The organism is Gordonia sp. IITR100 (genome assembly GCF_002009645.1).
Taxonomy (GTDB): Bacteria; Actinomycetota; Actinomycetes; order Mycobacteriales; family Mycobacteriaceae; genus Gordonia; species Gordonia hongkongensis.
This window is the reverse complement of the sequence record NZ_MVKV01000013.1, coordinates 112,527-135,267: the sequence shown is the minus strand read 5'-3', so window position 1 is coordinate 135,267 and position 22,741 is coordinate 112,527. Positions and strand designations below refer to the sequence as shown.

The window sequence follows — 22,741 nt, the reverse complement described above, 5'->3', positions numbered from 1 at the left end:
TGTGTGGGTGACGATCTGGTGGTCGACGGTGTTGCGGATCAAGCGCAGCGTCTCGAGGGCGTCGAATGTTGCTCTGCCCGTTGGGTCGTCGGCGGGCGGGGTGGTCTCGACGAGTTGATCGAGGAGAGTGGCGAGCTCTGGCATGACTCCAAGGTACAGGAACATTCGTTCGATCTCGAGGTTTCTCCACAGGCTCGAGATCCCGAAATTGTCGACTGTGCAGTCAATTTCGTTGAATGCGCGTTGATCGTTGACAGTGATGAACTTCAGTCACACCCGTTTTGATTTCCGGTCGAAAAGTGGTGGGTTTGTCACGAACGAAGGCCTCGACGGTCGCTCGGCGAGCGCCAGTACTCAGCCGGCGGGGCGCACCCGGGCTCGCTGTGCAGATGCGGGAACTGCTCGGTCGGCGTGAGCGGACGCCGAAATTCCCCCGGGTGGGGGACAGTCGAACGGCGTCGGACTGGGATTCACTGGACGGATGTCGAATCCGGGGCCACCCGACGATGACGCGACCATGCCCGGATCGTCCGACGGCGACGAGTCGCCGACGACGATCCAACCTGCCCGCCCAACGGTGGTCCCGGGGGTGTCACTGAACAAGGCCCCGGCGCCGGACCCCTACGCCGCCACGCAGACAGGTCCGACGCCGCAGTACCCACCGCCGTATCAGCAGCCGCCGAGTGGCTATCCTCCGCCACCCGGACAAGCCCAGTACGGCTACCCACCGCCGGGCTACCCACCGCCGGGTTATCCACCACCGGGGTACCCCCAGCCCGGATATCCCCAGCCCGGGTACCCGCGCAGGTCCAATCGGCGCGCGTACCTGATCACGGGCGTCGCGTTGGTGTGTGTCCTCGCGCTGGTCCTCGGGGGCGTCGTGTGGTGGAAGTTGTCCTCGACGGGTGGCAGTTCCGACAACGCGCCGGACCCCGTCGCCGGTCAGCTCACCGGTTCGTTCCCGACCGCGCCGAGTCCCGCCTGGAGCGTCGATGCGAGTTCAGTCGGTGGCACTGCCTACGTCTCCGGGCTACCGCTCGAGTCGAACTACATGACGCTCGGTGCGGTACACGACGACAGGAGTCTGGCGACCCTCGTGAACGTCGGCGCCTCGGTGAACGGCCCGGCGCTGCGTCTTGTCGGGATGGACGCCGAGTCCGGCCGGGCGTGGTCGTTCGACGAACCCGTGTCCGGGTGCTCGGCCTCCATCGTGGACAGCACCATCGCCTGCCTGGGTCGGGGCGCCGCGTATTTCGTCGACGTCCGGACAGGTCGCGAGATCGGCCGTGCTCCCGCTCCGCCGCAGGCGTTCGGGATCGCGTTCAACGGGAGAGCGGCGTTCGTCCGCGACTTCAGTGGTGGCAACGAACGCCAGGTCGTGTTCCACAAGGTGACACCAGGAGGCGTGGAGTGGCAGCGAACGATCGACCTGCCCGAAGCGCTTCCGAGCGGGGACGCCTCGCAGTTCATCGCCACCGACGAGCTCGTCGCGAGCGCCGACGGCGTGGTCGCCGTCATCTCGGCCGACGACGGCCGGGAGATCTTCACGAGTCCGGGCCGGACCGGGATGTCGCCACGCCCGGACGGATCGATCCTCGTGGTGACGGGCAGCATGACAAGCGGCACACCGACGAATGGTCCGGTCGTCGTGGTCCGGCCGGACGGCACCACCAGCGACTTGGCGGGTATGAGCGTGGAGTCAGCTGCTGTCATGACTCCGACTCAGAGCGGGCGTGTGCTCATCGACGGTGCATACACCGACGTCGCAGACGGCGCGCGGATCTGGACGACGACTGATCTCCCGGCCCACACCTCGCCGACCGTCGTGCTGGCCGATGACCGTGAAGTCGTGTGGACGACGCACGACGCTGTCACCGCAGTCGATGCCATCTCCGGCCAGACGTTGTGGACGACTCCGACCGGGCCGGTCTACGGGTCGACCGGCCACGCCGTCACCGACGGCGAACGCCTCATCGCGCCCATGGCCGACGGCGGCGTGACCGCCCTGGATCTGGTGGGCGGTGCGCCGGTGTGGTCGGTGCCCCCGTCCACGATCGGCAACACCCCCGCTGCGGGTGTCACCGAACCGCGTCCGCCGCTGACGTTCGCCGTCGGCGACCGCCTGATCACGATGACCGCGACCACGATCACCGGCTTCGCGCCCACCGGTCCGGAGGCCATCGTCCCGGGCACGACTCGCGAGGCCGGCACCGCCGACGGCGGCGAACCCGAGTACGTCACGCCGTGCGGGGCGCCCCCGGTGTTCACGCCGCAGTCGTTCCGCACGTCGGCGGGTGGGCTGGGCGTGACGATGAAGGTCACCGCGAAGTGTCCCGGCGGCGACGTCCTGTACGGGCCGCAGACACGCATCACCATCTCCGACGGCAGCGGCATCGTCGCGTCGGGGAACTTCGACTTCCAGCGGGCGCCGGTCGCGGTGCCCTCGCTCGACGGGGCGGGCGAGGCGCTGACTATGGAACTCACCTATCCGCCCGGGAGCTTCTTCCGGCTGCCGGACACGCTCGGTGCCCAGGGGAGCGCGGCCGGCGGCGGCCGCTACCTCGTCGACTGCGACAAGGGCCCGACCTCCGGGGCCGCGCCGAAGCTCGCGACTCCGCAGTCGGGAACGGCCGCGTCGTCGACCGCCACCGGGGTGTCGTTCCCGGCCGGAGCCGACGTGACGGCGAGCAGCGTCAGCGCCCTCCGTCTGCAGGCCGACGCCGATCGGGCCTTCATCGTGGCAAACCTGAACAACCGGTGGGTGGCGCAGCTGAGCTCCAAACGGCCGGGTCTCGTCGCCGAGGGGCGGACCTGGACCGACCAGGCCATCCTCGACGAGTTCCTGGCACTCCGGTTGCGGTTCAACGACGTTCGGCTCCTGTGGAGTGACGAGTGGCCGGTGTTCTCGTACCGCGGCTGGTGGGTGACGGTGGCCGCGGCGACCTTCCCGGGCCCGGTCGAGGCCAACAACTGGTGTCGCGCCCAGGGATTCGGCCCGGACAACTGCTTCGCGAAACTGGTGAGCACCACGGCCGGACCGGAGCGGACGACCCTCTACTGGAAGTGACGGTGCCCGACGCCGCGCCGGTTTGCTCGGAACGATGACGAGTAATCGGTTCATCGCGATACGGTCGGGTATGGATTTCTCTCCGTCAGCGCGGTCGGCCGAACTCACCGAACGCGTGCGCACCTTCGTGACCACCGAGATCGAGCCGGTCGAACCCGAGATCCATCGGGACATCAAGACCCGCCGCGACGAGAACGGCAACCCGTGGACGCCGTCGCCGATCATCGCCGAACTGCAGAAGAAGGCCCGCTCGGAGGGGCTGTGGAACCTCTTCCTGCCCGCCGAGCACGCCGGCCGCTATGCCGCCGACTTCGGCACCGACGGCGGCGCCGGGTTGACCAACTCCGAGTATGCGCCGATCGCTGAGGCGATGGGATCGTCCGGGCTCGCGCCGGTGATCTTCAACTGCAACGCCCCCGACACCGGCAACATGGAGGTGTTGTTGCGCTATGGCACCGACGAGCAGCGCAAGCAGTGGCTCGAACCCCTTCTGACCGCCGAGATCCGCAGCGCCTTCTGCATGACCGAGCCGGCCGTCGCGTCGTCGGACGCCACCAACATGGCCGCGACCGCCGTGCTCGACGGCGATGACGTCGTCATCAACGGGACCAAGTGGTTCTCCACCGGCGTCGGCCATCCGGACTGCAAGGTCCTCATTTTCATGGGCGTCACCGACGCCGAGGCCGACCGGAAGTCGCGGCACACGATGGTGCTCATCCCGATCGACGCCCCCGGCGTCACGATCGACCGGATGCTCACCACCATGGGCTACTTCGACGAGCCGTTCGGCCACGGCGAGGTCAGCTTCGACAACGTGCGCGTCCCGGCATCGAACATCTTGCTCGGACCCGGCCGCGCCTTCGAGATCGCCCAGGGCCGGCTCGGTCCGGGTCGCGTGCACCACTGCATGCGGGCGATCGGACTCGCCGAGCGGGCACTGGAACTCGGTGTGCGTCGCGCACTCTCGCGGGAGGCGTTCGGCAAGCAGCTCGCCCGGCTCGGCGGCAACAGTGAGCGCATCGCCGACGCCCGCATCGCGATCAACCGGTCGCGACTCCTCGTCCACCACGCGGCCTGGTTGCTCGACCAGGGCATGTCCCGCGAAGCCCTGTCGGCGGTCAGCGAGATCAAGGTCGAGGTGCCCAACATGGCACTCGACGTCATCGACCTCGCCATCCAGTTGCACGGCGGTGCCGGTCTCACCGACGACTTCCCGCTCGCGCAGGCGTGGGTGGGCGCGCGGTCGCTCCGACTCGCCGATGGCCCGGACGAGGTGCACCGCAACGTGGTTGCGCGCATCGAGTTCGGCAAGTACCGCTGATCGGGGGACGAGGATGACCAACGAGGTGACCGGTGCGGGCGAGGTCCGCACCGAGGATGCATTCGACGTCGAGGCGATGGCCAAATGGCTGGAGGCCAACGCCGCGGACCCGACCGGTCTCGACGCCGTGCCGGAGGTCCGTCAATTCGGCGGCGGTGCTTCGAATCTCACGTACCTGCTGCGCTATCCGTCCAGGGATCTGATCCTGCGCCGGGCGCCCCGGGGTACCAAGGCGCGGGGCGCGCACGACATGGCACGCGAGTACCGGATCCAGTCCGAGCTCGCGACCGCCATCCGCTACATCGCGCCGATGATCGCGTTCTGCGACGACGAGTCGGTCCTGGGTGCGGACTTCTACGTGATGGGCCGCATCGACGGCGTCATCCCGCGGACCGAGTGGCCCGCCGACGTCCCGCTCGACGCCGAGCAGGCGCGCCGGCTCTGTCTGAACTTCATCGACACCCTGGTCGAGGTCCACTCGGTCGATCCGAGCACGACCGGACTCGCCGATCTCGGCAAGGGGCCGGGTTATGTGCGACGGCAGGTCGAGGGCTGGTCGGCGCGGTTCCGCAATGCGCACACCGACGACGTGCCCGACTTCGAGTCGACGATGACGTGGCTGGCCGACAATCAGCCCGACGACGTCGCCAACTGCGTCATCCACAACGACTTCAAGCTCGACAACGTCGTCCTCGACAAGGACGATCCCACCCGGGTGATCGGCATCCTGGACTGGGAGATGGCGACCCTCGGCGATCCCCTGATGGATGTCGCGGGTTCGATGGCCTACTGGATCCAGGCCGACGACCCGGATGCCATGCAGCTCATGCGACGCGTCCCGACGCACCTGCCCGGCATGCTCAGTCGTGCCGAGTTCGTCGAGAACTATTGCGAGCGTATGGGATTCGACATGACGCCGGAACGCTGGCGCTGGTATGAGGTGTTCGGACTGTTCCGGGCGGGGGTGATCGCCCAGCAGATCTACTACCGCTATTACCACGGCCAGACCACCAACAAGGCGTTCGAACGTCTCGGATACGCGGTCGGGATCATCGCGCAACGGCTGGACGACCTGCTCGTGTAGCCACCCGACGAAAGGACCGCCATGGCGGAGGACGTGGTCACCCCGTCGGGTGCCGGCGGAGGATCGCCCGACGAGATCCGCATGAGCGGTTACCGTCCGGAGCTGCGCCGAACGCTCGGCGGGTTCGCGGTGTTCGCGATCTCCTTCGCGTTCATCTCCGTCGCGGTCGGGATCTTCGCCACCTACGGCAGCGTGCTCACCACGGCGGGTCCGGTCGGGAGCTGGTTGTGGATCGTCGCCGCGGTCGGCCAGACCCTGATCGCGCTGGTCGTCGCCCAGTTCGCCGCCCGGATCGCACTGAGCGGGTCGTCGTATCAGTGGGCGTCGAGGCTGGCGAACCCGAAGATCGGCTGGTTCTTCGGCTGGCTGAGCTTCTGGTACCTCGCGATCGGCGTGGTCGCCATGGACAACGCGCTGGCCAGTCAGGCGCTGATGCCGCTCGCCGGGATGGCCGAGAACGAGGACGTCGCCCGCGTCATCGCCCTTGTCGTGCTCGTCATCCAGGCCGTGCTGGTGATCGCCTCGACCCGGTTGCTCGGCCTGTTCACCTCCGGCGCGGTCGCGGTCGAGTTGGCGATCGTGGCGATCCTGATCCTGGTGCTCGCGGCGGTGATGGTGTTCAGCGGAAGCGGTCACCCGGGCAACCTGGTGTCCGAGGGAGTGGCCGCCGGTGCGCCGGACTACTGGGCGATCGGTGGCGGGGTGATGGCCGCGATGGTCATGGGACTCACCACCCTGGTCGGGTTCGATTCCGCGGCCAACCTCGCCGAAGAGGCGAAGGATCCGTTCCGCAGCGTGCCCCGGGCGATCGTCGGATCAGTGGTGGCCGCCGCGGTCCTGGGACTGGTCTTCCTCATCGTCCTCACAACGGCGATCGAGGACGTCCAGGCGGTCACGGCCGACGGGTCGCCGGTCGCCGCGATCATCCGGGAACAACTCGGGCCGGTCGCCGAGCGAATCCTGCTCGCCTGCATCGTCTTCGCGATGTTCGGCGCCGGCATGGTGGTGATGGCGGCCTGCGCCCGGCAGGTCTTCGCGATGGCCCGCGACCGTCGCTTCCCGGCGCACCGGCTGATGGCCAGGGTCAACCCCCGGACCCAGACACCGGTACCGGCGACGCTGCTCATCCTCGGCGTCGGGGTGGTGCTGATGCTGGCACTGCCCGGGGCGGCGCTGATCGAGCTGATCATCGCGTCGACGATCCTGCCCGCGCTCATCTACGGCGGGACCGTCGTGCTGTACCTGGTCGTCCGAAAGCGGTTGGAGCGCAAGTCCGGTGGGTTCAGTCTCGGACGCCTCGAGGTGCCGGTCGCGATCGCCGCGCTGATCTGGGTGGGGGTCGCCCTGTTCGTGCTCGTCACGCCCGACGACGCGCGGGTACCGACCCTGATCGTGCTCGGGCTGATCGCGGCGGGTGGCCTCTACTTCGTCGCTCTGCTGTTCGGACCCGGTCGCGTCCTCGAACACGAACCCGGCACCGACGAATTCGACGCGCCCGCTCAACCGAATCGCGCCGAACCGGACAGAAGCTAGTCGAGACCTTCCTGCGCGCCTCGATCACCGCGTCGGACACCGGCGCGCTGGACGAGGACGATCGTCGTCCCGAGCAGACCGACGGCCAGGCCCACCAGGCACACGGACAGCGCGCGATCGCCACCGAGATCGGTGACCGCGACGACCACCGTCGCCACCACCCACCCGATCATCCCGACCACGATCACCGGCTCCGGGGCGCGCAGCGCGCGGGGGAGTTCGGGGATCTCGAGTGTCGTGGACATGGACAACAGGGTAGCTTTCGGAACGTGCCACACGATGAGCCGAGTGAGTCTCGCGATCTGAGGTCCTCCGACATCCCGGGTGCGGACACGTCGAGGGGGAACCTCCCCACCGAGCCCGACTTTCCCGCGACCACCCCGGGGCCGGATTCGGCGGTCCCGCGCGGCCCGCTCGACCGGTTCTTCAAGATCTCCGAACGTGGTTCGACGATCAACCGCGAGTTCCGCGGTGGCCTGGTCACGTTCTTCACGATGGCCTACATCGTGGTGCTCAACCCGATCATCATCGGCGGTATCCCGGGCGGTGACAAGAACACCGACGTCCTGGGCAACGTCCTGCCGCTGGCGCAGGTCGCCGCGGTCACCGCGCTCGTCGCGGGCGTGATGTCGATCCTGTTCGGCCTGGTCGCCAACTATCCGTTCGCGATCGCGGCGGGTCTCGGCATCAACAGCCTGCTGGCGGTGTCCATCGCGCCGCAGGTGACCTGGCCCGAGGCAATGGGTCTGGTGGTCGTCGACGGCATCATCATCGTCCTGCTGGCCGTCACCGGATTCCGCACCGCGGTGTTCAACGCGGTGCCCGCCGAACTGAAAGCCGCGATCGCGGCGGGGATCGGCCTGTTCATCGCGTTCATCGGTTTCGTCGACGCGGGATTCGTCAAGCGCGTTCCCGACGCCGCCGGCACCACCGTCCCGGTGCAGCTGGGCAGCGACAACTCGATCTCCACGATCCCCACACTGATCTTCGCGGTCGGGGTGCTGCTGATGGGCGTCCTGGTGGTGCGTCGGGTCCCCGGCGGCCTGTTGATCGGTATCGCGATCACTACGGTGCTGTCGATCGTGCTGGAGCGGATCTTCGATTACGGGTCCAGCGTCGCCAACCCCTCCGGCTGGGGTCTCAGCGTGCCCGACATCCCGAGCGCCCTCGGCGGTCTGCCCGATCTCAGCCTGATCGGTGACGTCGACCTGTTCGGCGCGTTCACCCGGATCGGTGTGCTCGCGGCGTCGGTGCTGGTGTTCGCGCTGGTGCTCTCGAACTTCTTCGACGCCATGGGCACGATGACCGGCCTCGGCAAGGAGGCCGGGCTCGCCGACGAGAAGGGCAACCTGCCCGGGGTCGGGCGTGCGCTGGTGGTCGAGGGGACCGGCGCCATCGCCGGCGGTGCCGCCTCGGCGTCGTCGAACACGGTGTTCGTCGAGTCTGCGTCCGGTATCGCCGAAGGTGCGCGCACCGGCCTCGCCAACGTGGTGACCGGAATCCTGTTCCTGGTCGCGATGTTCCTGACACCGCTCTACGAGGTGATCCCGCTCGAGGCGGTCGCCCCCGCGCTGGTGGTCGTCGGCGCGATGATGATCGGCCAGCTCACGACCGTCGACTTCAAGCGGCTCGACTATGCGCTCCCGGCCTTCCTGACCGTGGTCACGATGCCCTTCACCTACTCGATCGCCAACGGCATCGGCATCGGCTTTATCAGCTGGGTCGTGATGGCGACCGCGGCGGGCAAGGCCCGCACCGTGCATCCGTTGCTCTGGTTCGTCGCCGCGATCTTCGTCGCCTACTTCGCGCGCGGACCGATCTCCGACCTCATCGGCTGACGGACTTGGTCATCTGTCCGGGTTTGCCCGTTTCGGTGTCGTCCACCCGGTTCAATTTCGTCGCGGACGGGCAGTGAGGCCGATTTCCTGGCCTACGATTTGGCAATGCATGCACCTTATGGTGACGGAAGTCTGTCCGGCGACCTGTCCCTCGCCGTGGTGCGCCTGGCGCGCCGACTCCGAGGTCGGCGGGAGAACAAGCTGGTCTCGCTCACTCAGCTGTCCGCCCTCAACACGCTGCACCACGAGGGCCCGATGACACCAGGTGCGCTCGCGGCCGCCGAGCGGGTTCGCCCGCCGTCGATGACCAGGGTCATCGCCTCGCTGTCGGATCTCGGGATGATCAAGCGCGAACCCCATCCCACCGACGGCCGTCAGGCCATCGTGACGTTGTCCCCGGAGGGCGTCGAAGTCGTGACCGACGAACTCGCCGCCCGCACGGCATGGTTGAGCGACCGCCTCGCGGAACTGTCCGCCGAGGAGCGGGACATCCTGCGCGAGGCCGTGCGCATCGCCAACAAGATCCTCGGGCAGGCCGACACCGACGTCCCGCGCTCACGCGCGATCTGACTCAGAAGAACGTGCCCGAGAAGGGTGCGCGGTCGGTCATGAACGCGTGATCCAGCGCGCGCAGCGTCGCCGGGGAGTCGACGCGCAGCCGTCTCGCCGCCGCGAAGGCCGAGGGTCGGATCCCGCCGAGGTAGATGCTCGACAGCACCGAGATGTCGAGCGAGACGGTGGGCGTCGCTCCCGACTTCGCCGGCGCGACGATCGCCCCGCCCTCGCGTACCGAGATGTCGAAAACGCCTCCGTGCCCGCGGAATTCGTCGGTCACCTCGATCACGGCGTCCAGGTCGGCGGCATAGTGGCGGGCGCCGAGCGCGGCCGGGACGTCGAGGATGCGCAGCCACATCGTGTCGGCGGTCCCGGTGACCGACACCGACCGCGGATTCACGAGTTTCTGCGACAGCGGGTCGTCGACCGGGATGGTCGCGGTGAGCGAGGGGATGAGGTCGAGGCTGATCAGGACGCGCCACAGATCGGTGTGTGCGTCGTCGGTGACCGCGAAGACCTCGTTGACCTCGCCGCGCACCGCGCCGGTCTCGTCCTTGTAGATGCGATAGCTCGCGTAGCCGTCGGCGTGCAGCAGGTAGTGCAGACCGCTTGCCGACAGCGGGCGCTCCGACGCCCGGTCGGCCAGGATGGGATTCCACCAGGCGGGGGTGCGGGTGAGCGCGCCCGGGGTGGTCAGCGTCCACCGTGCGTGGAGGTCGGGGATCGCGGCGGCCACCGCGTCGGCGTCGGCATACCGGACGGTGGCATCGTCGGGCTGGGCCGCTCGCATCTCCGCGCCCGGGCTCAGCGACACCGAGTTCGCGAAGCATGCCGGTCCGAAGCCGAAGCGTTCGTAGATGGTGCCCTCACTCGCGGTGAGGATTCCGAAGGTGTACTTCTCCGATTCCCACTGCTCGACGAGTTCGGTGAGCATGCGGCGGAGGATGCCGCGACGCCGGTGGGTCGACGCCACCGAGACCCACGACAGTCCGGCCGCGTCGGACACGCCACCGCCGGGCAGTGACATCGACATCCGATAGAACATCGCCACTCCGACGAGGGGCTGCGTGTCCAACCCGGTGTCGCGCACCAGCACGACGTCGTCGTCGGCGACCTTGCCGCGCAGATCGGCGACCTCGTCGTCGGGCAGCGGATTGCGCATGGCGAACGCGCGGGCATCGGTGGTGATGATGTCGGCCCAGTCCGCGTCGGTGGCGCGGGTGAGGGTCAGACGTGACATCGGAGTCGAATCGCTGGTCACGCCCTCCACAGTTTCACACCCGTGCGCTGCCGGTTTCGTCCGGGTGGCAGACTGTTGCGGTGCCCGGGCTCGCAGTGAACGTGATCGAGATCGACGACCCGGAGGACCCGCGCGTCGACGACTTCCGCGACCTCAACTCCGTCGACCGACGGCCCGATCTCCCGGTTCTGCCCGGCGGGCGCCCGGGCCGCGGTCTGGTCATCGCCGAAGGTGTTCTCGTCGCCCAGCGGATGATCGCGTCACGGTTCGCGACCCACGCCTTCCTCGGTGTCGCGAAACGCCTCGACGAGCTCGACGCCGATCTCTGTGATCCCGGGCTGGCCGGTGTCCCGTTCTTCCGCGCCACCGCCGAGGTCATGGCCGAGATCGTCGGCTTCCACCTCAACCGCGGCGTGCTCGCCGTGTCGCGCCGACCGCCCGTGCTCACGGTGCCGGAGGTCCTCGAGAGCGCGCGGACCGTCGCGATCCTCGAAGGTGTGAACGACCACGAGAACATCGGATCGATCTTCCGCAACGCCGCCGGATTGGGCGTCGACGCAGTGCTTTTCGGTCAGGGTTGCGCCGACCCGCTGTACCGCCGATGCGTGCGGGTGTCGATGGGCCACGCACTGCTCGTGCCGTTCGCGAGATTCGACGACTGGCCGCGCGGTCTGGACCTGGTGCGGGAACGCGACTTCCAGCTGGTCTCGTTGACGCCCGATCCCGCCGCCGTGACACTGGCCGAAGCCGTCACCGCCGACAAGGTCGGCTTCCTGGTCGGTGCGGAGGGCCCCGGTCTCACCGCATCGGCGATGGCGGCCACCGACGTGAAGGCGCGAATCCCGATGAGCCGGGGCACCGACTCGCTGAACGTGGCGACCGCTGCGGCCGTTGCGTTCTACGAGCGCGCCCGGTCGGGCACCATGGGATTGTGACCGTCGAGCGGGAGGGTGTCGAACCGACGCCGTGGGCCCTGGGGCTGATCGTCGGTGCCTCGTGCGCGCTGTTCGCCGCATTCGTCTTGGTCGGCGTCTACCTGCTCATCGGCGAGATCCTGCGGTTCCTCGGAATCGCCGCCGTACTGGTCGTCGCGGGCGGACTCGGGTGGACCCTCTGGGAGTTCCGGGCGCGGCCCGTGTGGCGGTGGGTCGTGTGGGGATTGCTGCTCGGCTTCCTCGCCGGGGTCGCGTCGTCGATCGCGCTGCTCGCGCTGGGACGCCCCGCACCCTAGAACCCGAAGTACTCGCGGATGCGCCCGCGCTTGCGCGCGTCCTGACCGGGCGATCCCGTCCGCTCCCGGGCGCGCGAAGCCGTTGCGGCGCGGTAGTTCTCGTAGTCGGCCGCGGTCGGTTCGTATTCGGTCGGGTGCAACGCGAAGCAGGTGACGGTGATCTGGGCCGGGTCGAGATCGGACTCCGCGAGCGGGTGGGTGTAGCGGAACCCGAGCCACGCACGGTTCGATTCCTCGGCGAGGTGCGCGGGATGGAAGGGGAGCGACATGGGTGCGGTGGGCACGCCCTCGGCGTGGCTGAGCGGGTGTTCGCCACCCCAGAACGGCTTCTCGAACGTGAACGGCAGGCCGTGGTCCTCGTGGATGGTGACCGGGTCGGCGGCGAAGGAGCGTCGAAGCGTCCCCGACTCCCACCGGGCGAACACTCCGAGTGAGGAGTCGGGCTCGGTGTAGAGGAGGGTCGTGGTCGCGCTGGGGCGGATTCGCGCGAGCGCGCGGGTCAGCGTCGACGGCGTGGTCGTCTCGAACAGCGAACACGACACGACGGCGAGCGGACCGTAGAACCCGGCATAGACGTGGGTGTCGCGGACCGCGGCAGCGGACGCGAGATCGGTGTCGACGAGCGGGACCAGGACGCTGTCACCGAAGACGGTCGTCGCAACCTGCTGGGCGTGCTGGGAGTCGTTGGCCGGACGCGAGCGGAGGATCGCGGCCGGGTCGTCGGTGTCGATGAACCAGACCGTGGCCGCGCGTGCGGAGGACACTCAGCTGTTCCCGTTGCTGCGCACGCCGAGCAGGACATCCTCCCACGCCGGGACAGCCGGTTTACGTGCCTTCTTGCGGCGCGGACGTTCGGGGCCGGACGACGGTGCGGGCACCGAGTCGTCGGCGTCGGCGTCGGCGGCGGTGGGAGTGGCCGCCGTGTCGTCCGTGTCCGAGGCTTCGGCGGTGGCGGCGGACGGCTCGTCGTCGAATCCGAAGTCGAACGGCACGGCGCCGTCGTCCTCGGCCGCGGTGCGGCGGTCGTGGCGGGCGCGCTGCGCGCCGATGATCGAGGCCGCGTCGATGGTGACCTCTTCGCGTCCGTCCGGGGTCGTCTCGACAGCGACTTCGGGGGTGGCGACCGGGGTCAGCCGACGACGGGGCGCGATGGTCTCGGGATGGGTGAGCTCGTCGGCCAGGTCGTCGAGCGGGTCGACGCTGCCACCGTGCGATCCCGGCTGGTAGCGCCAGTGCGCCAGGTTGTCGGTGCGTCCGACGCTCCACGCGACCTGGACCACCCAGTACCCGTCGTCGCCCTTCCATGCGTCCCAGTCGGCGTCGTTGGGATTCTGGCCGTAGGCGAGGAGTCCCTCGGCGACCGACTCGACCAGGGTCGCCACTGCCGGGCCGTCATGGCGGATGGGATGCGCGGCGCCGGCGAGTTCGGTGGCGCGGCTGCGCTCGAGGAGGACCGGGTGGGCGAAGCGTTCGATCTTGTCCACACCCACCCCGGCTGCGGCCGCCACCTCGGCGACGGTTGCACCCGCTCGGATTCGTGCCTGGATTTCGCGTGGCCGCAATGCACTCTCCATCTCGATCTCGATCTGTCCCAGTCGTGAGATGTCGCCGCGGGCGGCGGCGCGGAGGCGTTCGTCGGAGGCGATGCGGAATTTCTCGCCCGATTGCGGGTCCTGGCAGATGACATGGGAGCCGTCGGTTTCCACCCCGACGACGCGGAGCTCACGCATCTGCTCCTCCTCCGGTCGGTGCACGCATTGGGGTCACATTAACTCACCGATCTGCCGGTTCACTGTGGGACACGCGGCAAAACCGCAGTTCAGCACGCGTGGGGCGCAAGCGACGCCAGCGATCGATGCGTCGTATGTGGTCTGTGGGAACCAGGCTACCGGTTCGGTGAAGCACCACCGGCGCGCCGCAACGATCTGTGCGGCGCGCCGGCGACGAGGTGTCGAGCAGGGGATCAGAGGCGCTCGACGATGTAGTCGATGCACTGGGTGAGCTTGCTGACGTCCTCCGGCTCGATGGCCGGGAACATGCCGATGCGCAGCTGGTTCCGGCCGAGCTTGCGGTACGGCTCGGTGTCGACGACCCCGTGCGCGCGAAGGATCTTCGCGACGGCCGCGGCGTCGACATCGTCGTTGAAATCGATGGTGCCGACGACCTGGCTGCGGTTGGCCGCCTCGGTGACGAACGGCGTCGCGAACTCGCTCGCCTCGGCCCACTGGTAGAGACGCGAGCTGGAATCAGCGGTGCGCGAGACGCACCAGTCGAGGCCGCCGTTGTTGTTCATCCACTCGATCTGGTTGGCGAACAGCAGCAGCGATCCGACGGCCGGGGTGTTGTAGGTCTGGTTCTTGCTGCTGTTGTCGACGGCGGTCGGCAGCGACAGGAACTCCGGGCACCAGCGATCGGTCTCGGCGATGTCGGCGATGCGTGCGAGCGCCCGCGGGCTCATCAGCGCGACCCAGAGCCCGCCGTCGGCGGCGAAGCATTTCTGCGGCGCGAAGTAGTAGACGTCGGCGTCGGCGACGTTGACGGGCAGGCCGCCCGCACCCGAGGTGGCGTCGATGGCGATGAGCGCGTCATCCGAACCGGCGGGACGGACGACGGGCACCGCGACGCCCGTCGAGGTCTCGTTGTGGGCCCAGCCGATGAGGTCGACGCCGCCGAAGTCGTCGACGGTCAGCGCGGCCGGGTCGGGCGCGGTGCCGGGGTCGGTCGAGATGACTGCGGGGGAGTCGAGGAAGGGGGCCTTCTTCGAGACCGTCGCGAACTTCGACGAGAACTCGCCATAGGTGAGGTGCAGCGAACGCTGCTTGATCAGGCCGAACGCCGCGGCGTCCCAGAATGCCGTGGTGCCGCCGTTGGAGATCACGACCTCATAGCCCTCGGGCAGCGAGAACAGGTTCGACAGACCCTCGCGGATCGAGCCGACGACGTTCTTCACCGGTGCCTGACGGTGGCTGGTGCCGAACACCGACGCGCCGGTGTCGACGAGGGACTGCAACTGCTCGGGGCGAACCTTCGACGGCCCGCATCCGAAGCGGCCGTCCGACGGCAGCAGGTCGGCGGGCAGGGTGATGGATGCGGTGGCGGCTTCGCTCATGACGGCAATTCTAGGGAGTGGCCCCGGCCACCTCGGGTTCGGTCCCTGCAACCCGGCGAACGGTGCGGGTTCTGGGTCGAATGGCCGCCGCACAGAGACGCTGGCTTCACCGAAAGCTGCGCTGGTTGCGTCCCGACCCCGGGCAACCAGTTGCATATCTCCGTCGTAGTCAGGGTGAAGGCCATGTGGGGTACTGCGGAAGCACAGGAACGAGGTCTCGCTGGACGGGTTCCAGTGAAACCGAAACGGTATCGGCAGTTAGATCGGAGTCGCGGTACGCAGGATGACTTCGTGCCAAGGCAAGCCCATGATCCGCGCATCGTGATAGTCGTGCGTCGTCGAACCGAACGCCCTTATACGAAACTTGCCACGGAAGAAAGGCGTCAAATCGAGGTGCTCGGTCACCAGTTTCATGAATGTCGCCACGCGGACGGTCAGCGCGTGGGTCCTTGGCATCTGCTGGACGGACGGCGTCTATCTCGAAACCCCAACCTGCAAGGGGGCCGCCTACTTTCGGATCGTCCGCGAACTCCGCAACGAAGCCGAAATTGTATAAACATCCAATTGCCTTGATGCTGGTCGGTGTCGACTGAATTGACACCAAATGCATGAAAATCGTTCCGCTGCGCGCGGTTAGGTTCCCAGGGTCACCGCTGAAGTCGTCGCCTCCGAACCTCTCGTATGCCTCGGCGGCAGCGCGTTCCGCGCCGGGGTAGTTGCGGGAACCTGGCACGCCTAGCAGCGAAGCGGCTTCACCTGTGGCTCGGACCACCTCGCCCTGGCGGGAGAACAGGCTGATGCCTGGTTCTGCCGACCAAACGACCGTGAAGTTGCCAGCGAGATCTGACGGGAATCTGTAGTCGCTGGCGTCGGAAGGTCGAGGCTGAGTAAGTTCCGCGGCATGTTCCGAGCTTGAGAGGATTGCCGGTACGTCCGGGCCCGCACAGGCTGCGACAAGGAGTGCCAATGCTGGGAAAAGTGCTGTCGCGCTAGCCAGTTTCATTCTCGAGTTCCGTCCAGAATCCATTCTCGATACGTCGTTAAATCGGACCCGTCATACCGGCTGTTCTCTGGCGTCAAACCTTCCTCCACGCCCTCGTCCCAGTAGTCGGCTTCACCGCCGGGCGTGAACTCTCTTTGATATTTGGTCGCCAGCACCGTCCTGATCGCTTGGTCCAACTGACTAGCGTCACCGTCCGACTGTTCTAACATATCGGATAACGGTTTGAGTGTGCCGCTTGAGTCGTACCATTCAGCAGGTCCCGAAACGCCCGCGGACGTGAGCATGGAGTAAGCGAAAGATAGTTTTTGCGATTCGCTGTCACCAATTCCGAATGCTGTGTCATCTGACGGGAGGTTAAATGGAACGTCGTCGTTGATTTCGGGCCCGGCAATCCAAGGGGCCGCGCCTCCAACGAGTGCGGAAGGTACCGCTCCGTGGGGGACCAACGTCAGGGCGTAACTGGCAGAGGAAAGTATTTTTACGGTGTTCTGAGTCGCGGCTTCTGATCGCTTGACCTCGCTGTCTCGATCAAGTTCTTGATCATATTGAGCACCGTAGATTCCGGCCTGTCCTAATTGCAGGAGTTCGCCACTGGTGAGGCCGAGGCTTTGTGCCAGGTGAGGTTCGGATAGAACCAAGGAAGCGTTCATGTTAGCGCGGGCTAGTAGGTCCCGATATAATTCAGTCGCTGCGTTTATTCCGTCGGGATTCTCGTCTGTAGGGTCGCCACCGTTGGGCGAGTCGTCTGACGCGATCAGGCTAAACATGCGGATCGCTCGTGCTCGGAATTCGTTGGGTCGTTCGTGGTCGGCAAGCTCAAGATCGGGATGACCGTGTATCTGCGGTGATGAATCGGGATTCGCGAGGTAATTGAGGTAGGGTAGCGAGGCCTTTCTGAGTGCATCTGCCAGGTGAGGGTTGATCTTTCCTAACGCATCCCCGTCGTCATTGGTGTTCATCAGGCCCTTGAAGTTGTTGTTGCCGTCTGTAGAGGTTGCGAAATCCCACAGACCAGCGTATGCGCGGTCGGCTTGCGCAATCTTTGCAGGATCTCCCGTGCTGCTGTACTCGTGGATCCAGTCGACCAAGCCGCTAGCAGTATGGCCGTGGTCGTCCCAGTCGTGTCGCATCACGTGACCGACGGTCTCGTCTCGGTCATAATCCGCCAGTTTGGCGCCATCCGAGTACTCACCGGTGAGAATCGCCGTCGCCGACTCGTGGTTCCTGGTCCCGACTTCGAGGAACTGTCGGATGGTCGACTCGTAGGTACGCTTCAGCTCATTTGGATCGGTTTCGAAAGCCCCGTAGGCGACTTCAGGTCGTTGACCGTCACCGCCGATGTCGCGCGACGCTCCCGCGGCGCCTCTGCGAATGAGCTCGGTGCCCAATCTCTCCCCCGGGGGAACGGAACCAGAGTTGCCTAGCAGGCTCGCAAAGGGAACGTCTTGGTATCTCAGGGTCGCGCCGTCGCTTGCACGGTTCTCGGCCCAGTCCTGCACCCAGCCGGGCAGGTACTGATACCCGGTATTCGCGCCGACGTTCTCGTTCGACAGGGTGAGGAGACCTTGGCCGAGCGCCTTGGACCACGAGTCTCCGACGGGTGTGTGCATGCCGTCGAACTTGGACTTCAAGTCGAAGAGCCCTTCGGAGCCCACAGAGCCGTAGAACGTGTGCAGGTACTCCTGGACACCACGCGGGACGTCGTCCAGCTTCTCGCCGTTCATCAGACGAACGATCTGCTCGTCGCTCAGACCCGCGGCTCGCAAGTTTCGTCCGACCGCGGCAGCCTCTTCGTCGGTCCAGCCATCGGCGGCCAGCTGGCCGTGACGACGCCCGTCCTGCGCGCTGAGCGTGAGCGCCGGCGGTGCGATGGTGTCGAGATTCCCCACCGCGGTCCGGATCAGCGCGGCGTGGTCCGATGCTATGGCGGCCAGCTCGTCGGCTTTCCCCTTAACGTAGCTGGTCATCTCGCGTTCCTTGTCGGCTATCTGACCAGGAGTGAGGTCGTCGTCCTCCTTCGGGACGTACCGCATCTGCCAAGCCGGGTCGGACTCGCTGATGAGCACGAAGCGCTGCATCGAGGCGCCTAGCAGGGCGCCGTTCACGGCAATCTTCGACGAGTCGATTGCCGAAGCGGCATTGTTCAGCGCCGTCTGGAGGTCGTCGACCTTGCCGGCGACCTTCTTTGCCCATCCGTTCTGGTCGCTCGCCCGCGCATTGGCCGCAGACCTGGCGCCGCCGGCCCAGGACGTGTTCGGCACTTGGTCAACCGTTCGTTCCGCAGCCTCAGAGTTCTCGCGGATGGCGTCGGAGAGTCCGGTCAGCTTTGCTTCCGCCAGCTCCCACGGCCGCCACGAATCCATGATCACCTTGGTGAGAGCCGGGCTCCCACTCATCGGGGCGCCTCGCTGTCCGGGAGCGCGGACAGCGTCCGGAACTTGGTCGCGTTCTCGTCGTCGACGTCCACTGCGATCGTGCGAGCCGCACGCACCGCGGAGGCGAACGTCTCCCACTGCCCGGATACGGCGGTCTGTGCCTGCGTCAGCTTCGCGGTGGCGTCGGCACCCGCGCCGACGAGCGGTGAGTTCGGCATCGCTGAGCTGATGGTCGCGCTGATGTCCGGCCGCGGCGCGGACTCGATGAAGTACCCCATGCCCTCGAGTGCACCTGCGACGCCGTCCATCGCACCTGAGTTGACGACAAAATCCCCGCTCATCGTTCCCCCGACAGTCGTTGTGAGCACGTGACTTGGGGAACACTTTACGATGCCGGACGCGACCCGACGAGCGGGTGTCCACAACCGACCCCGACCAGGCTGAACCTGGCCGCGCCTGTGGAAGGGGTCTACAGGCCCGGCTTCACGACGTCACCCCAGCCCTCGACGTCCTCCGGGCGACGGGGGCTCGGGCCGGTGTAGATCGCGGCCGGGCGGACCAGCTTGCCGAGGCGCTTCTGCTCGAGGATGTGGGCACACCAGCCGGCGGTCCGGCCGCAGGTGAACATCGCCGGCATCATGTGCGTCGGCACCTCGGCGAAGTCGAGGATGACCGCCGCCCAGAACTCGACGTTGGTCTCGATGGCGCGGTCGGGGCGTCGTTCCCGGAGCTCGGTGAGCGCGGCCTGCTCGAGTGCGGCGGCGATCTCGAAGCGGGGGACGCCCAATTCCTGGGCGGTGCGGCGGAGCACGCGGGCACGCGGGTCCTCCGCGCGGTAGACCCGATGCCCGAAGCCCATCAACTTCTCCTTGCGATCGAGGATTCCCTTCACGAGTCCTCGTGCGTCGCCGGTGTTCTCGACCTCCTCGATCATCGGCAGCACGCGTGCGGGGGCGCCACCGTGCAGCGGGCCGGACATGGCGCCGATCGCGCCCGACAGCGACGCCGCGACGTCGGCGCCCGTGGAGGCGATGACCCGCGCGGTGAACGTGGATGCGTTCATGCCGTGTTCGGCGGCGCTGACCCAGTAGGCGTCGATCGCGGCGATGTGCCGGGGGTCGGGGTCGCCCTTCCAGCGGGTCATGAAACGTGCGGTGACGGTGTCGCATTCGTCGATGACGTGCTGGGGGACCGCGGGCTGGTGGATGCCGCGCGCGGACTGCGCCACGTACGACAGCGCCATCACCGACGCGCGGGCGAGGTTGTCGCGGGCGGTCTCGTCGTCGATGTCGAGGAGCGGCTGGTAACCCCAGATCGGGGCGAGCATGGCGAGCGCGGCCTGGACGTCGACGCGCACGTCACCGGTGTGGATCGGCAGTGGGAACGGTTCGGCGGGCGGCAGGCCGTCGCCGAACTTGCCGTCGACCAGGAGGGCCCACACGTCGGCGAAGGTCACCTTGTTCTCGACCAGGTCCTCGATGTCGACGCCGCGGTAGCGGAGGTTGCCGCCGTTCTTGTCCGGTTCGGCGATGTCGGTCGTGAAGGCCACCACGCCCTCGAGTCCGGCGACGAAATCCTCGGGAACAGTGTTGGCCATGGCAACCCACCTCACTCGACGTCCGTGTCGTGCATCCGCGGGGATGCAATCCACGTGGAACTGTAGATCAGCACGACGCCCCGCGTGTACCCCGGAGTAACGACCGAGGTCGGAGTAGCGTCAGGAAAGTGCCGGACCAGTCGCGCGACCCCATCGACCTGCCGAACATGCGTGTCGGATATGGCGGCGGGATCCCACCCAACATCGGTGAGGGCGACCGCGCCGCCGGTGCCGACGGTATCCGCGAGAACCTCGATCCGAGTTGGCTTCGCGGCGACCCGCCGTGGCTGGATCTGTTCGGTGTCTGGCTGCGCGAAGCCGTCGACGCCCGGATCGCCGAACCCAACGCGATGGTCCTCGGCACTGTCGACGCGGCCGGCCGGCCGTCGACCCGAACCGTTCTGTGCAAGGGAGTCGACGCGAACGGAGTGGTCTTCTTCACCGGCTACGACTCGGACAAGGGCCGGCACCTGGCCGCGAATCCCTATGCCTCGGTGACATTCCCCTGGATCGGACTCGAGCGCCAAGTGCACTTCCGCGGTCCGGTCGAACACGTCAGTGCTGAAGAGGTCCAGGCGTATTGGGAGCTGCGGCCCCGCGGATCCCAGTTGTCGGCCGCGGCGTCGGAACAGTCACGGCCCATCGGCAGCCGCGTCGAACTCGAGCAGAAGGCAGCGAACCTCGCGGACGCCTACGGCGGCTTCGACGGCGGCGCGGACGTGCCGGTCCCGTCCGATTGGGGCGGATACCGCATCGTCCCGGTCGAGGTCGAGTTCTGGCAGGGGCGAGCGAACCGCCTGCACAACCGTGTTCGGCTGACCCACGTCGATCACTCCTGGCGCGCCGAACGGCTGCAACCCTGAGCGTCGACACCCGTTCTGCGGGCCGTCAGCGGTAGTCGAGGCGGTTCGGGTCGAGTCTGGCGATACCGCACTGCGCCTGGGCGAAGATCGGTGCCCGGTACACATGGTGCGCGACGCGTACGCCGTTCACCCAGATCGTGCAGCGAGCGTAACCGCCCCACGACGTGATGTTCGCGGCTGTCTGCTGCCGCTTCTTATGGGACGTGAAAGTGGTTGTGGTCGACCACAGCCTGGTCTTCGGGTTGTAATCGCGCAGGTTCATGCCTACCCCGACGGTGCGCGGCGACATCCGGTTGAGGCCGTCGACCCACCAGTAACTGTAGGTGCTCTGCTGATGCGAGGCGACCTGCACCGTGATCCGATCACCGGCGGTCGGATACCGAGGGCTGGCGTGCGCCGTCCCCGGGATGGCAAGTCCCAGCACGACGGCCACCGCGGCCGTCACAATCGTCGTCCAGCGTCGAATACCCATACTCGTCCCCTTCTTCGATCCCCGACCAAGGTGCGAGTGCTCCCCGGGCGGAACGACCTTAGCGGAGGCCGCCCAACACTCGGCGCCCACTCTCCACAGGTGGCCGTCCGAGTGCCTGGGTGACCGAACCTCGGCGGGCAGTCATAGCATCGTGGAAATGGCCCGCCTTCTCGCCGACACCGCGCCCCTGCGCAACCAGTACTTCCGGCGGCTGTGGCTGGCGAACATCGTGACCGTGATCGGCGCACAGCTGAGCGTGGTCGCCGTGCCGGCACAGATCTACGAGGTCACCGGCAGTTCGGCCTATGTCGGCCTGACCGGTGTGTTCGGCCTCGTCCCGCTCGTCGTCTTCGGATTGTGGGGCGGCGCGCTGGCCGACGTCGTCGATCGCCGCACCCTGTTGATCATCACGACCACCGGTCTCATCGTCTGCAGTGCACTGTTCTGGGCCCAGGCCGCGGTTGGCGGGCAGAATGTCTGGATCGTGTTGGTGCTCTTTGCTGTTCAGCAGGCGTTTTTCGCCGTCAACCAACCGACGCGGACCGCGGTGCTCCCACGACTGCTCGACACCAAGGACCTGCCCGCCGCGCTGTCGTTGAACATGACGGTCATGCAGGCGGGTGCCATCGCCGGGCCGCTGGTCGGTGGGTCGCTGATCCCGGTGCTCGGGTACTCGCTGCTGTACTTCGTGGACACCCTGTTTCTCTTGCCGACGCTCATCGCCGTGATCATGCTGCCGTCCCTGCGGCCGGAGAGTGACGCCGCGCCCAAGGTCGCGGGACTGCGTTCGGTCATCGACGGCCTTCGGTACCTGGCCGGGCACAAGATCCTCCTGGCGTCGTTCCTCGTCGACCTCATCGCCATGATCTTCGGCATGCCGCGGGCGCTGTTCCCGCAGATGGCCCACGAGAACTTCGGCGGCCCCGAGGGCGGCGGGATCGCCTTCGCCCTGCTGTTCACGGCGATCGCCGCGGGAGCCGTCGTCGGCGGGATCTTCTCGGGGTGGGTCGCGCGCGTGCAGCGACAGGGTCTCGCCGTCATCGTGTGCATCATCATCTGGGGTCTCGCGATCACCGGGACCGGGATAGCGGTGTCGTTCGCCGACGGTACGGCCATGCCGATGCTCGTCGTGGCGGTCGTGCTGCTGATGATCGGCGGCGCGGCCGACATGGCGTCGGCGGCGTTCCGCCAGACCATCCTGCTGGCTGCCGCGACCGACGAGGTCCGTGGCCGGCTGCAGGGTGTGTTCATCGTGGTGGTGGCCGGCGGCCCGCGGATCGCCGACGTCGCCCATGGCGCCGCAGCCGCCTCGATCGGGGTCGCCGCCGCGACAGCATTCGGCGGCATCGCGGTCGTGATCGCGACGATCATCGCGGCGTTGCTGATCCCGGCCTTCGTGCACTATCGCGCCGGTCAGCGGACCTGAGAACGGGTTCCGCCGACCAGCGCAGCC

20 protein-coding genes and 1 pseudogene are annotated in these 22,741 nt (G+C 67.4%); 10 read left to right on the top strand and 11 right to left on the bottom strand.

What is annotated here, in order from left to right; genetic code table 11:
• Positions 1-165 (bottom strand): annotated as a pseudogene (locus tag B1818_RS24495) (HNH endonuclease); the annotation flags it as partial.
• A 316-nt stretch (positions 166-481) separates the two neighbouring features.
• Here B1818_RS24495 and B1818_RS17420 point away from each other — a divergent pair.
• The 4 genes from B1818_RS17420 (at position 482) to B1818_RS17405 (ending at position 7,005) form a co-directional block, all read left to right on the top strand.
• Positions 482-3,067, top strand: a complete 2,586-nt coding sequence (locus B1818_RS17420) for a PQQ-binding-like beta-propeller repeat protein (protein ID WP_078113459.1) — start codon at positions 482-484, stop codon at positions 3,065-3,067.
• 70 nt (positions 3,068-3,137) lie between these two features.
• Positions 3,138-4,388: an acyl-CoA dehydrogenase family protein gene (locus B1818_RS17415; RefSeq protein ID WP_065631957.1), complete on the top strand. Its 1,251-nt coding sequence runs from the start codon at positions 3,138-3,140 to the stop codon at positions 4,386-4,388.
• 13 nt (positions 4,389-4,401) lie between these two features.
• On the top strand, positions 4,402-5,472 hold the full coding sequence (locus B1818_RS17410) for a phosphotransferase family protein (RefSeq protein WP_078113458.1): 1,071 nt from the start codon (positions 4,402-4,404) through the stop codon (positions 5,470-5,472).
• A gap of 21 nt (positions 5,473-5,493) precedes the next feature.
• On the top strand, positions 5,494-7,005 hold the full coding sequence (locus B1818_RS17405; RefSeq protein WP_078113457.1) for an APC family permease: 1,512 nt from the start codon (positions 5,494-5,496) through the stop codon (positions 7,003-7,005).
• Here the strand turns inward: B1818_RS17405 and B1818_RS17400 are convergent.
• On the bottom strand, positions 7,002-7,250 hold the full coding sequence (locus B1818_RS17400) for a DUF2530 domain-containing protein (RefSeq protein ID WP_078113456.1): 249 nt from the start codon (positions 7,248-7,250) through the stop codon (positions 7,002-7,004). The two genes, B1818_RS17405 and B1818_RS17400, sit on opposite strands and share 4 nt — an antisense overlap.
• 24 nt (positions 7,251-7,274) lie before the next feature.
• On the opposite strand from B1818_RS17400, the gene B1818_RS17395 reads away from it, so the two are divergent.
• Together B1818_RS17395 and B1818_RS17390 are read left to right on the top strand one after the other, a co-directional pair.
• The gene (locus tag B1818_RS17395; RefSeq protein WP_078113455.1) at positions 7,275-8,843 is read left to right on the top strand and encodes an NCS2 family permease; all 1,569 of its coding nucleotides are present in this window, start codon (positions 7,275-7,277) and stop codon (positions 8,841-8,843) included.
• 105 nt (positions 8,844-8,948) lie between these two features.
• Entirely contained in the window at positions 8,949-9,413 is a 465-nt protein-coding gene (locus B1818_RS17390) for a MarR family winged helix-turn-helix transcriptional regulator (protein ID WP_058251610.1), read from the top strand.
• A gap of 1 nt (position 9,414) precedes the next feature.
• On the opposite strand, the gene B1818_RS17385 is transcribed toward B1818_RS17390, so the two are convergent.
• Positions 9,415-10,638: a GNAT family N-acetyltransferase gene (locus B1818_RS17385; protein ID WP_078113454.1), complete on the bottom strand. Its 1,224-nt coding sequence runs from the start codon at positions 10,636-10,638 to the stop codon at positions 9,415-9,417.
• An 80-nt stretch (positions 10,639-10,718) separates the two neighbouring features.
• Between B1818_RS17385 and B1818_RS17380 the strand changes: the two genes are divergently transcribed.
• The gene (locus B1818_RS17380) at positions 10,719-11,573 is read left to right on the top strand and encodes an RNA methyltransferase (protein ID WP_078113453.1); all 855 of its coding nucleotides are present in this window, start codon (positions 10,719-10,721) and stop codon (positions 11,571-11,573) included.
• Positions 11,570-11,869, top strand: coding sequence for a DUF2537 domain-containing protein (locus tag B1818_RS17375; protein WP_058251607.1), 300 nt, complete (start codon positions 11,570-11,572; stop codon positions 11,867-11,869). Before B1818_RS17380 ends, B1818_RS17375 begins: the two co-directional genes overlap by 4 nt.
• Here B1818_RS17375 and B1818_RS17370 read toward each other — a convergent pair.
• The 7 genes from B1818_RS17370 to B1818_RS17340 form a co-directional block, all read right to left on the bottom strand.
• A complete protein-coding gene (locus B1818_RS17370; RefSeq protein WP_058251606.1) occupies positions 11,866-12,633 on the bottom strand; it encodes a hypothetical protein in 768 nt (255 codons plus the stop codon). The genes B1818_RS17375 and B1818_RS17370 overlap by 4 nt on opposite strands.
• Positions 12,634-13,599 (bottom strand): septation protein SepH, encoded by a 966-nt coding sequence (gene sepH / locus B1818_RS17365; protein WP_058251605.1) that lies wholly within the window; start codon positions 13,597-13,599, stop codon positions 12,634-12,636.
• 233 nt (positions 13,600-13,832) lie between these two features.
• On the bottom strand, positions 13,833-14,978 hold the full coding sequence (serC, locus tag B1818_RS17360) for a phosphoserine transaminase (protein WP_078113452.1): 1,146 nt from the start codon (positions 14,976-14,978) through the stop codon (positions 13,833-13,835).
• Positions 14,979-15,236: 258 nt separating this feature from the next.
• On the bottom strand, positions 15,237-15,392 hold the full coding sequence (locus B1818_RS24290) for a hypothetical protein (protein ID WP_217700288.1): 156 nt from the start codon (positions 15,390-15,392) through the stop codon (positions 15,237-15,239).
• A gap of 585 nt (positions 15,393-15,977) precedes the next feature.
• Positions 15,978-18,344 (bottom strand): hypothetical protein, encoded by a 2,367-nt coding sequence (locus B1818_RS17350; RefSeq protein WP_249146421.1) that lies wholly within the window; start codon positions 18,342-18,344, stop codon positions 15,978-15,980.
• Positions 18,345-18,373: 29 nt separating this feature from the next.
• Positions 18,374-18,697, bottom strand: a complete 324-nt coding sequence (locus tag B1818_RS17345) for an invasin (protein ID WP_238995032.1) — start codon at positions 18,695-18,697, stop codon at positions 18,374-18,376.
• 128 nt (positions 18,698-18,825) lie between these two features.
• Positions 18,826-19,953 carry a citrate synthase 2 gene (locus B1818_RS17340; RefSeq protein ID WP_065630762.1) on the bottom strand — a complete coding sequence of 376 codons (1,128 nt, stop codon included), beginning with the start codon at positions 19,951-19,953 and terminating at the stop codon, positions 18,826-18,828.
• A gap of 128 nt (positions 19,954-20,081) precedes the next feature.
• On the opposite strand from B1818_RS17340, the gene pdxH reads away from it, so the two are divergent.
• On the top strand, positions 20,082-20,816 hold the full coding sequence (pdxH, locus tag B1818_RS17335) for a pyridoxamine 5'-phosphate oxidase (RefSeq protein WP_058251600.1): 735 nt from the start codon (positions 20,082-20,084) through the stop codon (positions 20,814-20,816).
• Between the two features lie 25 nt (positions 20,817-20,841).
• Here the strand turns inward: pdxH and B1818_RS17330 are convergent, their stop codons facing one another.
• Complete coding sequence (locus tag B1818_RS17330) at positions 20,842-21,288, bottom strand: hypothetical protein (protein ID WP_139363043.1); 447 nt, start codon at positions 21,286-21,288, stop codon at positions 20,842-20,844.
• Between the two features lie 157 nt (positions 21,289-21,445).
• Between B1818_RS17330 and B1818_RS17325 the strand changes: the two genes are divergently transcribed.
• Entirely contained in the window at positions 21,446-22,714 is a 1,269-nt protein-coding gene (locus B1818_RS17325; protein WP_058251598.1) for an MFS transporter, read from the top strand.
• The last annotated feature ends 27 nt before the right edge of the window (positions 22,715-22,741 follow it).